This window comes from Roseburia sp. AM16-25 (assembly GCF_003473825.1).
Classification (GTDB): Bacteria; Bacillota; Clostridia; order Lachnospirales; family Lachnospiraceae; genus Pararoseburia; species Pararoseburia lenta.
The window spans coordinates 88,542-105,338 of record NZ_QUCW01000003.1 but is presented as its reverse complement, the minus strand read 5'-3'; the positions used below and the strand labels follow the sequence as shown (position 1 = coordinate 105,338).

General features: G+C 45.5%; 8 protein-coding genes and 1 tRNA gene. 1 reads left to right on the top strand and 8 read right to left on the bottom strand.

From position 1 onward, the window contains the following. Position 1: 1 nt before the first annotated feature. The 6 genes from DW183_RS07900 to DW183_RS07875 all read right to left on the bottom strand — a co-directional run bounded on the left by DW183_RS07900 (position 2) and on the right by DW183_RS07875 (position 14,754). Positions 2–1,282 (bottom strand): leucine-rich repeat domain-containing protein, encoded by a 1,281-nt coding sequence (locus DW183_RS07900; RefSeq protein WP_118281458.1) that lies wholly within the window; start codon positions 1,280–1,282, stop codon positions 2–4. 63 nt (positions 1,283–1,345) lie between these two features. After that, positions 1,346–2,449 (bottom strand): class B sortase, encoded by a 1,104-nt coding sequence (locus DW183_RS07895; RefSeq protein ID WP_118281457.1) that lies wholly within the window; start codon positions 2,447–2,449, stop codon positions 1,346–1,348. Positions 2,450–2,458: 9 nt separating this feature from the next. Continuing rightward, positions 2,459–10,423, bottom strand: coding sequence for a fibronectin type III domain-containing protein (locus DW183_RS07890; protein ID WP_147403371.1), 7,965 nt, complete (start codon positions 10,421–10,423; stop codon positions 2,459–2,461). Between the two features lie 188 nt (positions 10,424–10,611). Next, positions 10,612–12,510 (bottom strand): ABC transporter ATP-binding protein, encoded by a 1,899-nt coding sequence (locus DW183_RS07885; RefSeq protein WP_118281455.1) that lies wholly within the window; start codon positions 12,508–12,510, stop codon positions 10,612–10,614. Between the two features lies 1 nt (position 12,511). Continuing rightward, positions 12,512–14,269: an ABC transporter ATP-binding protein gene (locus tag DW183_RS07880; RefSeq protein ID WP_118281454.1), complete on the bottom strand. Its 1,758-nt coding sequence runs from the start codon at positions 14,267–14,269 to the stop codon at positions 12,512–12,514. Further along, entirely contained in the window at positions 14,269–14,754 is a 486-nt protein-coding gene (locus DW183_RS07875; protein WP_118281453.1) for a MarR family winged helix-turn-helix transcriptional regulator, read from the bottom strand. Before DW183_RS07875 ends, DW183_RS07880 begins: the two co-directional genes overlap by 1 nt. Positions 14,755–15,056: 302 nt before the next feature. On the opposite strand from DW183_RS07875, the gene DW183_RS07870 reads away from it, so the two are divergent. Beyond that, complete coding sequence (locus DW183_RS07870; protein ID WP_118281452.1) at positions 15,057–15,620, top strand: TetR/AcrR family transcriptional regulator; 564 nt, start codon at positions 15,057–15,059, stop codon at positions 15,618–15,620. 60 nt (positions 15,621–15,680) lie between these two features. Here DW183_RS07870 and DW183_RS07865 read toward each other — a convergent pair. Together DW183_RS07865 and DW183_RS07860 are read right to left on the bottom strand one after the other, a co-directional pair. Continuing rightward, a tRNA-Pro gene (locus DW183_RS07865) sits at positions 15,681–15,754 on the bottom strand. A gap of 93 nt (positions 15,755–15,847) precedes the next feature. Continuing rightward, entirely contained in the window at positions 15,848–16,789 is a 942-nt protein-coding gene (locus DW183_RS07860; protein WP_118281451.1) for an ROK family glucokinase, read from the bottom strand. Between the last annotated feature and the right edge of the window lie 8 nt (positions 16,790–16,797).

Sequence of the window (16,797 nt, the reverse complement as noted above, 5' to 3'; positions counted from 1 at the left end):
TTTATGATCTATCCTTATGATTCTGGCTTAAATATTTCATCTTGTTGAAACGGCTGTATAGAATAACCCCAATACCACCGGCAAAGATTGCAATGCAAAGGAAGTATCTCGGATCAATACCATCTGCGGTCGTTGGTGTCGCATCTTTTGTATGGGATGCAGTGCCCCCGTTTGTCGCGCTCTTGATCACTCTGCCGTCTGCGGTTGTCACAGAACCGTCTGCGTGGGTAATGGATCCGTCCGGGTTCACAACATCGCCGTCGGAAGTACCATTATTGCTGCCGTTGTCTCCATTATTGGCACCATTGTTGTTGCCATTATTATCGCCGTTGGTGTTACCACCGTTATTATTGTTATTATTATCGTCATTATTGTCATCGTTGTTATCATCATCCTGGTTATCTCCCAAGACAACAAAGACAATATTGTTATCCTTAGCATACTTTTCTGCTGCGGAACCGGAAACACCATAAATAGTAGATGGTGTCCACGAACTCTGCGCCGCGATCGATGTCACGGATGCAGGGATGGTGATAGTCTCAACACCACTGTCAGTAAAAGCATTAGCTTCGATCGTGGTCACACTATTTGGAAGGGACACGGTAGAAATACCGGTGCAGTCCTGAAGCGCGCCTGTGCCGATCGTTGTCGTGCCTGCTGCTATCGCCAAAGAAGTCTTGCCTTCCGGAACTAACAAAAGGCGGGTCTTTGACGCATTGTATAAACATCCATCCGAAGATGCATAAGCACCATTGCCGGATGCCACTGAGATATTGGAAAGATTGCCGCATCCGCTGAAAGCATCCGTAGAAATACTGCTGACACTTGCCGGAATGCTGACAGAACTAAGCGATGCACATCCGTAAAAAGCATTGCTGCCGATCGAGGTTGCACTATCCGGGATCGTAACAGATCCAAGGGATAAACACTCACGGAAGGTCTCTTCCGGGATCCCATTCAAAGAAGAACTGAGGGATACTGACGCAAGAGAAGTACATCCGCTAAATACACCTGTTCCCATACTGGTCACCGAACTCGGCATAACAACCGATGTAATGTCTTTTGATGCAAAGACTCCGGCATTGATTGTAGTCACACCATCCGGGATCGTAACGGCTCCGCCATTTCCCGTGTAATCTTCCAGAACTGTGCCATCATCACTCAGCACCAATCCGGATTCTGTCGCCTGGCTTGCATCTGAACTCTGACTGACGATCACCCAAACGGATAAGATCACAGACAGTGCGATCAGAAACCATCCAATTTTTGTACCTCTTTTCATTCTCTTATCTCCGTATAACTCTATTTCGAAATAAAAATCTACAACATCTAGTATATTATACACCTATTGTACTTGTTTGGCTACTACAAATAATCGTCCATCCTCGGTATAACTGTTACAGGTCGACAAGGTCAAAAGTTTATCCTGTAGTGTCAGACCATCCGCATTTCCATATACGGCAAGGGAATCTACATTTTGGATAAAATCTTCCAGATCCTGTGCGGAAGTCGAGGTGATGAAATCATAATAACGGTAAGCATCTTCATCCTGGTATTGGACTTTGGACAGCCCTACCGCAACGATCTCATAGGTTCTTTTCTCGTAGATGGTATTAAAATTGATGTATTTATGAGCATCCAGATAACCCTCTTGCAGATAATTTTTCAGCCCACCAAACATCATCCCGCTTTTCATGTTATGCCCATAGATAATGGTATTGATTGTCGGTTTTAAGATACTGCACCGCTCGTCCATGAAAATACTGCCGTTGGAGTTGGTCGCCTGGTCAAATCCATGGGTCAGATAGTAGGTGTTATCCTTCTGTACGACCGGATAATTGATCTCGGTATCGTCAATGGAGAGCCAGCCTACCATTTCCGGGTTCTGCTGTAAGAGTTCCGCATATTCTGGCAAAACACTTAAATTCTGCGTCTGCTCTTCCTGATCGGATGACGTATCTCCATTTTCTATAGAAGTATCTTCCTTCTTGGCATCGTCATTTTTGGAAGCATTATCCTGACTCTTTGGTGTTTCCACCTGATCTGCCAGTTTCTGCATCTGCCTTGTCGTCACAATGTCCCGGATCTCAGCAATTCCAAACACAGCAAAAGAGACAAGTGCCAAGATAATAAATGCAACACCAAGTATCTTCTGGTATTTTACCTTGCCCTCTGCCTCTTCTACAACGGCTTTGTCCTCCAACAGATCTACGGACTTATCCGCAACGATATCTGCCAGATGCGCAAAAAACTGATCGCCGATCGGTGACTTGAATACAATCTTGCCGCTTCGAATGTCATTGTAAAGACGCACTGCCACCTCGGGATCCTGTATATTTAATTCTTTGTTGATACATTCGATCTTGCGAACATCTTCCTGACCATCACGATATTCGTGAAAGGTCTGGAAGGTGTATTCGCCGATCTTATATTTTCCTTGTTCCTGCATGAAATATTCCTACTTTATAGTGATCGCTATTGTCTTTGAGTAATCTCCATAAACATAAGAACCATCCACCGGCTTGTATGCACGTACCTTGTAATAGTAAGTCTTGTTGCTGCCTACCTTGGTATCGGTATAGGCACCCTTGCCATTTGGTACAACGGCGATCTTCTTGTAAGTACCGTCTGCACTTGAACTACGATAGATCTCATAACCTGCTACCGTGTTGCTGCGGTTCCATGTAAGCGTCGCACTTCTCTTTGCCGTTGATGTGCCGACAAGATCATTGGTAGACGCCACCTTGGTATAAGCCGTTACCGACTGCATTTCGCCATAGGTCGTATTTCCACCTGCGGTCACATAAGATCTCACATGGAAGGTATAGGTTGTTGAGTTCTTCAAGCCATTTGCCACAAAGGATGTAGCCGATGTTGAGCCGTACTTGGTACGGTTGTCCTCACTGTAGATCTCATAACCGGTAGCCCTTCCGTTTTTCAGCCATGAGATCTGAATACCTGTCTCACTGGCTGCCTGAGCCTTTAATCCTACCATGACCGGGGCGATGATATTGAATTTCAATACGCTGGTTCCTGTGTAGTTGCCAAGTCCCTGTACGGTTGCTGTAGCAACGCCAGGATTTACATTGTTGTTGTAAGTAACACTGTATTCTTTTCCCTGGATCAACTCTTTACCATCATACAACAAGGTTGCTTTTGGTTCAATGGCTTTTCCGGTGTAGGTATTCTTGTTCAACTGAATGATATTGCATGCGTTGATATTCTTTGGAATGATCTCATAAGTTGCCTGTAAGACTTCTTTATTGCCGGCAAGTTCTACCGGAATAAAGGCTGTGATCGTTCCGACCGCAATGCAATCATCATTTGTAACATCCGCAATATCGGTCGTCTCCGCCTCTTCTGCACTCATACGTCCATAGACGATCTGGTCTGCATCATAAGCCACCTGATTGCCGCTCGGATCCTCGATGACAAAGTCCGGTCGGATCGCTTTTCCGGTGTAGGTGTACTGGTTTGCATAACCTTTGACACGAAGCAGTGACATATCTGCGCTGATGGTGTAAGCACATCTTGCACTATCACTATAGTAAGATACCAGCGGTGTGATAATGACATAACCGCCTGTCGTGTAATTATCATCAGAATAGTAGTCTACCTTGTAATCTACATCCTGCTCCAATACGTTGCCGCCACATTCTACGGTAACCGGTGGCTCTACTGCCTTTCCGGTGTAAAACTGCGGTTCAATGGTGACAATGGCATCTTTTAAGGATGCTACAATGTCAAATTCCTCGGTCACCTGACCTGTGTAATTGCCCTTTGCTACGGCTGTTACCGTCGCATGACCAGCCTTGGTATTATCTGTCAGTTTCAGATCATAATCAACGCCTGCCACCAAGGTCCATACCGGATCCACACCATTGTCATAGATCACGGATACGTCCGGTGTGATAGCACTTCCGGTGTAGGTAACGCGTTTATCATTTAATACCATTTTAAAGTCTGAAATATCTTTTGCCCCAATGATGAATGCCTGGCTCTTAGTCTCAGATCCCAATGCATAGTTGCCTTTCAGAGAAACCACAACAAATGCCGGACTGTTGATATTTCCGATATTCTCATTGTTGACATAAGTAATACTATAGTTGACCGGATCAATCTCTGTCTTTGTGGAGATCGCGGTATCATATACCTTTACGCCCGGTGTGATGGCACTACCGGTGTAAGTCGTCACATAATTGCCATCCTCGTCCTGTGGCAGGTCTAATACCACATTGATCTCGGATGCCTTTGCGACCTTTTGGTTAATGCGGTAATAAGTAAACGGCTTGCCATAGTAATTGCCAATTCCCTTGACCGCCAAGGTCTTTGTACCGGCGTTGACACTATCCTCAATGTCGATCATTTCATAATCGGTACCTTCCTGTAATAAAGTGCCGTCTGAAAGATAGACTGCATAGGTCGGTACGTGAGACTTACCGTCATAGGTAAATTCCTGCTGATCCTGTGCAATACGCACCTGTGCATCTGCGAGTGATCTACCGATATTGAAAGTCGCCGTTCTGCTGTCTGTATAGTTGCCCTTACCGGTGATCGTTACCGTCGGCGCTGCGTCTGTATCATCCTTAGATGCGGAATTGATATTATTCTTGAAGGTCAGGTCATAGTCTGTACCCTTGGTCAACTCCACGCCCCTTGTCGTATCCGTCACAACTACTGCCGGTTCTACCGCAGAACCACTGTAGTCCATATCCGGTACCGTCACGGTAATATCATCTTCTGTGATCGGCTTCGGTTCTACCGTAAAGGTAGGATTTAAAGAGCCATAGAAGTTATCTTTTCCAACGATCGAAATATTGTACTTTCCGGCATCGCGGATACCATTTCCATAGGAGATCGTGTAATCGGTACCTTCCTGTAAGATATAGGTCGTACCATCACCAACCGGACAAGAAACTTCAATTTCCGGTGTGATCACGCTTCCGGTATAGACTGCTGATGTCTTATCCAGTTTGACGGTTCCGCCGGCAAGATTTACCTTGGTAACTTCAAACTGTGCACTTCTGGATCCTGTGTAATTGCCAATTCCTGTAAATATAACAGATGCTTTGCTGTCAACAGAAACCTGCTCATTGTTGGAAAGTGTATAAGTGTAATCCACGCCTTCCTGCAAGGTATGTCCGTTATAAGTCAGGCTCATCTGCGGAACTACCGGATGTCCCCCGGCATAACCGGTGTCTGAAACCTTGACATTAATGTCACTTGCAGAAAGATCTTTCTGTGTGATCGTAAAGTATTTTGTCACGGCACCATAATAACTTCCTGCACCACTGATGGTCACAGATGCGGTTCCTACATTGAGGTTCTCTGCATAACTTACATTATAGTCCTTGGTCAGTGTCAGTGTCTTGCCACCATAGGTCACAACTACATTGGGCTGGATGTAATCTCCGGTGTAAGTCGTAGTCAGACCGGACAACTGACCGTCTAAGGTAATGTTCATGCCCGGATCTGCCAGATTGATACCCTTGATCTCGAAGTTTACAACCTGATTGCCGATAGATGCGCCATCTATGCTATTGATAACCACGGATGCTGTACCCGCGTCGATATTATTGGTATAGGTAAGACTATAGTCAACGCCTTTCTGCAAGACTTTTCCTGCACATGTTACCTGTGGTATCGGCTTGACCTCGCTGCCGGTATAAGAATAGGTATCATTCAAACCGGTAACCGTCGCCTTGGACAGATTATAATAAATATTAAAACGTGCTGTCTTGGAGCCGGTATAGTAAGTATCTGTACCGGAAACCTGGCGGATCACAATACTACCACTATTCGTACCAACATCTACATTGTTGCCGTACTCTATGGTATAATCTTCGCCCTCTTCCAATACCTGTGAACCAAACTGGACGATCGGTGTCGGCTTGATCTGCTTTCCGGTATAGTCATACTGATCATTGACATTGATCACTTCCACATTTTTCAGATCTCCAACAACCCTGATCGGGATCGTCTGACTTCCGATGCAGTAGTTCTTTCCGACAAAGATCAGTTGTCCCTCACCCGGTCTGTCACAGTTATACTGCTGGATCTCATAATTGGAAGAATCCAGATACATGGTATTCATATTTCCCGAACTGTCTACATTAGACTGGTTCTGATAGGTAATGCTGATACCGGCATCGGAGAACTGTAAGGTTCCGTTTGCCTGTAAACTATAGGTGGTCTGATATCCGCCAATGGTAAACTGACTGGTATTGCTCAAATTACCAATGATATTAAATCGCGCCGTCAGGGTTCCGCTGTAAGCACCTATTCCTTCAATCGCAATGGTCGCTCTACCCGGATTGACATTGTTACTATAAGTCAATGTATAATCTGTATTTTCTTTTAATACCACATCCCCATACATAAGGGAAAGGCTTGGCGTGATCTTATCTCCGGTATACATCTGATCCGGGATCGCCTCTACTGTCACATTATCAGAAATACTCTTGGTAACAATAGAGAACTTCAAGTTGATCGTTCCGCTGTAGTTACCAATACCCACAATCATAACGGTAGGTGCATCTGCATCGCTCTTATCTGCAATGTTGATATTGTTCTTGTAGCCCTGTACCTTGTAATCCGCATCCTGTTTCAAGACCGTTCCTGCGGTATTTGTGATTGTAATGCCACTGATATCCGGCTTGATCTCTTTTCCGGTGTATGTATAATCCGGCAGGGTGGTTGCGGACGGTGTACATGCGCTCAGGTCACTTGCCACGATCGTATAGGTCTGGCTCAGGGTTCCGCTGTAATGTCCGATACCCTTTGCCTGTACGGTATATGTACCAACATTTGGTCCTACCTCCGTCGCCGTGAACTGATAATCGGTCCCCTCAACCAACTGAATGGTCTTGCCGGATGCATTGTAGGTCACCTGGATCTGTGGTGTGATCTTATTTCCATCATAGACATACTCAAAGCCTGCCTCCGGATGGTTCGGATCAATGTTTGTAACGGTTACGGAAGACTCATTATCCAAAACAACCATGGTCACATAGTAGCGCTTGGTAATGGTTCCATAGTAGTCGCCAATACCTGTATAAGTGATAACAACGCTCTCTGTAGATCCCATACCACCGGCCTCGGTCGTATAGGTGACGGTGTAATCGGTATCTTCTTCCAGATCTGTTTCCTTGCCGTCTGCATCCGTGTAGGTCAGTTTCGATACCGGTTTGATGCTGTTGCCATCTGTATCTCTGCCCCAATATGGTACATAGTAGTCCCCGGAAGATGCCGGTTTTAGGGTAGAGTCATCATAAGGGTTATGCAGTTCTACTACTCCGCCCAGTGCCAGATTGCTTCCGATCGTATAGGTGATATTTCTGCTTCCGGTATAATTGCCAATACCTGTGATGGTTGCAATCTTTCCCTCGCCGGAAGTCTTACTGTCCTCACCTACGGATACAGTGTAATCGGTATCCTGTGTCAGAACCTTATTATTTAAGTTGGTGTTTACTACATTTACAACCGGCAGGCGATAGTCACCATTCTTAACCAGTTTCTGTGTATCTGTGATCGTAACACCGCTTGCTTCGGATGTAATGTCCTTTGGTGCGATCGTGTAGTAAATGGTCACAGTAGAACCACCATAATTTCCTTTTCCGGTCACCACGATTGCCGGTGTCTTGGATGTGTTATTCTCATCATAACCTGCCGCGTTGATCGCATTCACGGAACTTGTCTTATAGTTTCCGCTCTTAGCGACTGTAGCGTCCCCATCCTTAACGGTCAGACTTGGCGAGATCGTTCTTCCTGTATATTCTGCAACATAGGTTGCCAGATAAGTATTCTCTGCAATCTGCTTGACCTCCTGTCCGCCCAGGATAAAGGTCAGATTTGAAAGCGACTTGGCAACAATGGAGAAATACTCGTCTCGTTCCTCCGTCAGGTTCTTCTCACCTGTGATGGTGATGGTTGCCTGACCAATGTTCTTATTATTACTGTAAGACAAGGAATAGTTTGCGTTTGAAATTTCACGCTTCGTTCCATCATCATCCTGATAATATAAGGTAATATCCGGTTTGATCTGATTTCCGGTATAAATCTGATCTGCGATCTTTTCCGGTTCTACAACCACATGACTATCTGTCAGACTCAGTTTTTGGATGGTAAAGGTAGCCTTTACACTACCGGTATAATTGCCAATACCATTTGCATAAACAGTTGCTGTTCCGGCATTGGTGTTATCCTCGTAGGAAAGTTCAAAATCCTGTCCTTCGACATAGGTCTTACCTATCTTGGTCAGAGTATATTCACCGGAAGATAAGGTAATCTCTTTTCCTGTATAGGTCTTCTTTGTAGAAACATTCAAAGTACCACTGATAGTCTGTGGCTTGATGGTAAAGGTCACGCGGATCTCTTTACCACTGTAATTGCCTGCACCCTTGATGACGGCAACCGCCTTCTGGTCATCTGTGCTTGCATTGATATTATTCTCATAGGAAACGGTATAGTCTGTTTTTGCTTTTAGCCAACTGCTGCCCATTTTTACGGAGACCGTTGGCTGGATCTCAGAACCTGTGTAGGTTGCTGTATAATCACTGGCATAACCATCATCATATGTGACGCTGTTATTTCCAATGCTGACAACCGCAGCCGTCTCAAAATCACCAAGGATCTGATACTGCTTTGTCACAGTACCCTGGAAGTTATTTCCGGCACCTGAGATTTCCACACTCATGGTACCAATGGCTGTATTCTTGCTATAGGTTACTGTATAATCCTGATCCTGAACCAGGGTATAAACAGAGTTGTCACGTGTTAAAGTAACTGTCATGACCGGCTCGATCTTCTTACCGGTATAGGCAAATGTAGTAGCAGCCACGCCATCGATGCTTGCCGTAATATCCAGTTTATCATCATTCTGTGCCTGCTCCAGATCACAACGGTTGATGTCAAAGCCTAAAACGATCGTTCCGGTATAGCCGTTTGCTTCCTTACCGGTGATGGTCACAGTTGCCCTGCCAACTTCTACATTGTTGGTATATTCAACATTACAATTATCGCCAAAGCCTTCGATCGCTTCGTTTGTTGTGGCATTCTTAAAGGTAACCGCCGGTTCCTTTGTCAAGCCGTCATAAGTAAAAGAAGTCTGTGACAACTCAGCGCTTACGATCTGGCTGATATCAAACTTATTGTCAGATCCTGCCTTGATCTCATAATTATTGTAAATCTGTGCTCCTGTATAATTGCCAATACCGGTTACGGTAATATCGTACAGATAAACCAGTTGTCCGCTTTCTACCTGATTTCCTTTTAATACTGCTTCCGCTGTATAGTCCGTTCCAAAAGTAAGAGTCTTGCCCTCATCGGAATAGATACCGTTAGTGACCGTGTTGGATGCAATATCTACACTAAACTGTGCACCCGCATCCTTGGGCAGAGCCTTTGTACCGATCGTATAGGTCAGTTCCTTGCTATAGCCTGCATAATCACCAATACCTGTGATCTTTGCGACTGCTTCCCCTGCGCTGGTACTGCCATTATAGGTCACATTATACTGACTTCCCTGTGTTAAAACTGTACTACCGCATTTTACAGTAACTGCCGGTTCTACCGCTTCTCCTGTATAAGTATAAGTTCCTTCTGCGATGGATGCCTCTAAGATATTGACCTTGATACTTGCAGTACTGCTTGTTCCGACTGCTGATACTGTCACATTTCCGCTGCCACTGGTCACATCGGCATTAAGAGAAATCGTTCCATCTGCATTTACCGTAAATGGCGCACCTGCATCTGCTGTATAGGTAAGTGTACGTTTCAAGGCTGGTGAAAGGCTTGCCTGAACCGCTGTCTGTGTGTCCGTTGCGTCTATGGCGATGGTAGATTGACCGGCGGTGACAGTGGTGTTATCTGAAACTGCATCCGCGCCTACATCAGAAAGCCCGGTCTCTATCATACCGTCACGTCCATCCCAGGCGCTTTCATAATAATAGCCGCTACCGGATGCCGTATAGTAATAGATAGCATCGCTGACACTGGTGAAGTTAAAGACAACCGCATAGGTCTCACCGGAAGATAAATAAATTCCCGCTCCGCTCAGATCCAGAGAAAGTTCTCTTGCAGATGCGCTCTCCGATGTTCCATCCATGTGCTGCTGGGCACTGGTATAGCGTAAGACTCCACTGGTCGGATCACTGGCATCTGCCAGATTTTGATAGACCGAAACGGTATAATCTACGCTCTGCGCCACATCCATGTCCACTTTCATGGCTGCACGATCCAGCCTCTGATAATCTTTTGTCGCGCTGCCAATCTGTGCATATTGTCCTTCTTCCAGCAATGTTTCGCCAATATTTGACGTGTAGTCCGCGAACAGATTGCTTCCGATCGACAGTGTCGAGACAACCATCAGCGCCGCCAGCACTCCTGCTAAAATTCTTTTCTTTACATCCTTGTACATACTCATAGAGCCCCTTTCACCAAGTTCTTCTCTATTTTTCACGCCCTTTTTCGGGCATAGTTAGACTTATTCTATTTCCATATCGACCTATCCTATTCAAAACTTTACCTTTTTCTGTAAAATTATCTTCCACAGCAAATAAAAACCATGCCGGGAGCACAAAGCCCCTGACATGGTTCCTATGGTCATTTCTATTATGCGTTCACGATCTTTCCGGTATATAACTGGTAGTATTTACCGCCCTCGGCGATCAATTCGTCGTGGTTACCGCGCTCAATGATACGTCCCTGGTCTAAGACCATGATACAATCACTGTTTCGGATCGTTGACAGACGATGGGCAATGACAAAGGTCGTTCTGCCTGCCATCAATTTATCCATACCATCCTGTACGATCTTCTCTGTTCTCGTATCGATCGAACTTGTCGCCTCATCAAGGATCAGTACCGGCGGATCTGCAATAGCTGCTCTAGCGATCGCCAAAAGCTGTCTCTGCCCCTGACTCAAGTTAGCACCGTCACCGGTCAGTACCGTATCATAGCCATTCGGCAGTTTGTGAATAAAACTGTCTGCATTGGCAAGTTTTGCTGCTGCATGCACTTCCTCATCCGTTGCATCCAGTTTACCGTAGCGGATATTATCCGCCACCGTACCGGTAAAGAGGTGGGTATCCTGCAATACGATACCAAGTGAATGACGCAGATCATCTTTTTTGATCTTATTGATATTGATACCATCGTAGCGGATCTTGCCGTCTGCAATATCGTAGAAACGGTTGATCAGATTGGTGATCGTCGTCTTTCCGGCACCGGTCGCACCGACAAAGGCGATCTTCTGTCCCGGTGTCGCAAACATCTTGATATTGTGCAATACCGTCTTGCCCGGTTCATAGGCAAAATCAACATCATCAAAGACCACATCGCCTTCCAATTTTACATAAGATGTCGTGCCGTCTGCCTGATGGTAATGTTTCCAAGCCCACATACCGGTACGCTCGCTTGTCTCAACGATCTGTCCGTTTTCTTCCTTGGCATTGACCAGAGTAACATAACCTTCGTCATCTTCCGGCTTTTCATCCAAAAGTCCAAAGACACGTTCTGCACCCGCCATAGCCATAACGATAAAGTTCAACTGCTGGCTGACCTGCATGATCGGCATATTCAGACTCTTATTAAAGGTAAGGAAACTTGCCAGACCACCCAGGGTAAAGCCGCCAAATCCACCGATAGCAAGGATACCGCCGACAACGGCAACGATCACATAACTGACATTACCAATCTGTGCATTGGCAGGTCCCAACATATTAGAATACATATTTGCCTGATAAGCACTGTCAAAAAGTTCATCATTCAAGGCATTAAATTCTTCGATTGCTTCTTCCTCGTGGCAGAATACCTTGACAACCTTCTGGCCGTTCATCATTTCCTCGATGTTACCATTGACACGTCCCAGGTTTCTCTGCTGCTTGCCAAAATATTTGCCGGAATTTCCTGCCAAGAACTTTGTCACCAAAAGCATGATGGCTACCATGCCAAGTGTGACCAGGGTCAGCGGGATACTCAGTCTGATCATGCAGACGATAACACCGATAATGGTGACGCCGGAGTTGACCATCTGCGGAATACTCTGGCTGATCATCTGACGCAGGGCATCAATATCGTTGGTATAGATGGACATGATATCACCGTGCTGATGGGTATCAAAATAGCGAATCGGTAATTCTTCCATATGAACGAACATCTCATCACGCAGGGCGCGCAGTGTACCCTGTGTCACCTGTGCCATGATAAAGTTGTAAAGGAAGGCACATACCACGCCCAGTGCGTAAAAGCCTGCCACGCGTCCGATTGCTGCCAAAAGTGGTCCAAAGTCCACACTGTGTGCTTCGACCATCGGTGTAATGTAATCATCGATCAAATTCTGCATGAACATGGTTCCCTGCAAAGAACAGAGCACACTTGCCAGAATACATACTAAAACAATGATCAAATGGATGCCGTACATCTTAAAGATGTAGTGTGCCAGTCTGCCCATAATATGTTTGTTTGCCTTGAAGCTTCCCTTGCCTCTCGGAGCCGCCTGTTGTCTTGGCATATTACTCACCCTCCTTCTCATCAAAATCGCCCGAACCGCCGCCGGTCTGGGATTCATATACATCACGATAGATCGCATTGCTTTCCAGTAATTCCTCATGGGTGCCAATGCCATCAATGCGGCCATTATCCATCACAACGATACGGTCTGCATCCTGTACGGAGGAGATACGCTGTGCGATGATCAGTTTGGTCGTACCCGGGATCTCCTCACGGAAAGCCTTACGAATCTTGGCATCTGTCGCCGTATCGACCGCACTGGTACTGTCATCCAAGATCAATACCTTGGGCTGCTTCAACAAGGCTCTGGCAATACAAAGTCTCTGACGCTGTCCACCGGAAACATTGCTGCCTCCCTGCTCGATATATGTATCATAGCCGTCCGGGAAACGCTCGATAAACTCGTCTGCACAGGCAAGTTTACAAGCCTTTTGGCACTCCTCGTCCGTCGCATTTTCACTTCCCCAGCGCAGGTTCTCATAGATGGTTCCTGAGAAAAGGACATTGTTCTGTAAAACAACAGATACCTGATTACGGATGACTTCCAGATCGTAGTCGCGCACATCAATATCGCCGACCCGGACTTTTCCTTCCGTCACATCATACAGACGCGAGATCAGGTTGACCAGTGTAGATTTGGCACTACCGGTTCCACCCAAAACGCCGATGGTCTCACCACGTTTAATATGAAGGTCGATATCTTCCAACACAAATTCTTCTGCATCCTTTTTGTATGCAAAATTGACATGATCGAAATCAATATCTCCGTTTGGCACTTCCATGACCGGATTTTCCGGATTCACGATCGTTGCTTTTTCATTTAAGACTTCTGCCACACGGTTGGCATTTGCCACACTCATGGTGATCATAACAAATACCATAGAGAGCATCATCAGACTGCCTAGGATATTCATACAATAGGTAAGCATACTCATGAGTTCACCTGTGGTAAAGGTAGAGGTCACGATCATCTTTGCTCCCAGCCAACTGATAAGCAGGATACAGGTATAAACCGTTGTCATCATGACCGGTGCATTGCAGGCAAGGATACGTTCTGCTTTTAATAAGAACTTGTAGATATTTCCACTTGCCTTCTGAAATTTTTCTTTTTCAAAATCTTCTCGCACATATGCCTTAACAACACGGATACCGGAAATATTTTCCTGCACGCTGGCATTCAAGTCATCATATTTCTTAAATACATAATCGAAGATCTTGGTCACGCGTGAAATGATCAAAAAGAGGACACAAGCAAGAATCAAAACTGCGATCAGATATACACTTGCCAGACGCGGGCTGATGTAAAAGGACATGATCATGGCAACGATCAGACTTGCAGGTGCACGCATACCCATACGCAGGATCATCTGATAAGAGTTCTGTAAGTTTGTCACATCGGTTGTCAGTCTGGTGACCAGACCCGCCGTAGAATATTTATCGATATTCTCAAAGGAGAAGGTCTGGATATTGGCAAACATGGATTTACGCAGGTTTCTGGCAAATCCGGCAGACGCCCTTGCTCCGTATTTTCCCCCCATCATACCAGCCCAGAGTCCAACGAGGGCTGCTAAGATCATGTAAGCACCGATGACAAAGATATGGTGCATATCTCCCTTGTTGACACCTTCATCAATGATGGATGCCATCAATAGCGGGATGACCATTTCCATTGCCACTTCCACAAGCATAAAGATCGGTGTCAGTATCGAATCTCTGGTAAATTCTTTTACCTGTGCAAGTAATGTTTTTAATACATGCATTATTTTTCCCTTTCCTTTCCTATTTTTTCTCCATCGGAAGCGATCTCCACCTCCAGTTGTTTCTTAATCTGGCTCAACATGGCAAAGAGATCTTTCTTTTGTTGTTTGCTCAGCCCGACCACCAGTCTTTCTTCCATGCTGTCAATACTGATCTCAATATTGTCATGGAACTTAATCCCGGCCTCGGTCAGTTCAATCTTTTTCAGACGGGCATCCCGCTCCACAGAAACACGCTTGATGTAACCGTTCTTCTCAAGACTCTGTAAGGCTGCTGTCACAGAGGACTTTGCCATATGAAAATCAGCCTCCATATCCTTTTGAAAAATCTCCCGATCCCTGTGATGATAAAGATAACCGATCATCCAGCCATGTGTGGCTGTGACCGTATCCACACCGGCATTCAGGATGCTTTTCTGCCAGATATTCTTATCCAAAAGACGACTTAATTCTTTGATCTGATAGCCTATCTGTTCTTCATTTCTCACTTTCTCCTCCTTGATGCCAAGCACCCGTTTCTTAATCTTTGTTAATAGTTCTACACCAAACTGTTCGTTTCTGAACTGTTCGGTTTCGAACTATTATAGAGCGATTGCCTTTTCTTTGCAAGAGGATAATTTCTACAAAAACTTATTTTTTCTCCCTTGTCTCTTGGTCAAATTGCCATAAGCCCCTGTCGGATTCTATACATTTCTTTTTCTTATGATACTTTCTACTCACTTGTTGTATATTTGGGCAAAATAATGTATAATGCCTATATTATTATTTGCAAAATGCAGGAGGGGTACCAATGGAACACACAAGCAAGGACTTACGTGTCCGCAGAACACTGAAAGCCATTCGTAGTGCATTTTACGAGTTGGTATTGACCAAGAACTATTCTGACATTTCCATTACCGAGTTGACAGATCTGGCTGAGATCAACCGCAAGACATTTTATTTACACTATTCTTCTTTGGACGATCTGGTCAAAGAAGTAGAGCAGGAGATCGTAGACCACATTTTACAGAATGTCCGCATGAGTGCAGAGCAGATGGATGTTGCAGGCTGTGTCGACAATTTTTATCACTATCTAGATGAATGTGATGAGGTACAGCAGAAACTCCTCTGTGATTCCCATTATTATTTCTTCTATGAGGATGTCACAGATGCTGTGTTAAAGAGCAATGCCTTTTCCAGGTTCTTTGAGATGACAAAGCACCCGGATATCGTTCGTTCTTATTCAATCTGTATTACCTTTATCTACCGTAACTGGTTAAAGAACGGCAGACCGATTCCGCTCGACGAACTCATCGAATACGCCAGCATGATCATTGCCAAAGGCTACAGCGGCATCATCGAAAAAGAAGCCTAAAATTCTTACATAGACAAACGAAACCCCACAGATCTGATACAATCTGTGGGGTTTTTAAAATCGGCGCGACAGGATTTGAACCTGCGACCTCTGCGTCCCGAACGCAGCGCTCTACCAAACTGAGCCACGCGCCGTCTTGTATATGCAAGACAGTCCTTATCGCGAACTGCCTTGCTATTATAATACATCTAAAAATAAATTTCCAGCCTTTTTCCTAATTTTTTTCATTAAGATAAAAGCATACGAACGGCTCCATAGATACCGGCGTCATTTCCAAGCGTTGCAAGTACGATCGGTGTGTCCTTGCAGGCATGGAAGACCTGTGCCTTAAACGGCTCCTGCAAAGCGTCGATCAGAATCTGTCCTGCGCGGGATACACCGCCTCCGATGATAAAGGCATCCGGGTTGACAACGCAACCGATCTTTGCCAGCGTTGCGCCAAGCATACCGCAGACCTGGTCAACCACGTCGCAAGCCACCTTATCTCCTGCTCTTGCACAGTCAAAAACATCCTTTGCGGAAACAGCTTCCCCAAAAGTGCGAAGTTTACTGTCTTCTGACGTTCCGGCAAGGGCACGCTTTGCCATACGTACGATACCGGTTGCAGATGCATACTGCTCAATACAACCGTAATGACCGCAGTTGCACGCCTCGATCTCCTGCTCATTGACAACGATATGACCGATCTCTCCTGCGGCTCCGTTTGCTCCGGTAAGGATATTGCCGTCGATGATGATACCACCGCCAATACCGGTTCCCAGTGTTACCATAACAATGCTGTTGTAGCCTTTTCCACTGCCCATCCAGTTTTCACCCAGGGCTGCCACATTGGCATCATTTCCAACTTTTACTTTCATACCGGACAACTTGCCCAGTTCCTCAGCCAGCGGTACGATATCCCAGCCAAGATTGACGGCACGGTTGACCACGCCATCCTTGTCTACGGCTCCCGGTACACCGATACCGATACCCTCAACCATATCCTTTGTCAGATCATTTTCTACCATCTTGCCATGTACTGTGGCTGCGATATCCTGTAAGATGTGTGCGCCTTTTTCTGTCGTATCTGTCGGGATCTCCCACTTTTCCACTAAGGTGCCATCCATCTCGAAAAGTCCCATTTTGATCGTAGTTCCGCCTACGTCTGCGCCAAATCCGTATTTTTTCATGCTATCTT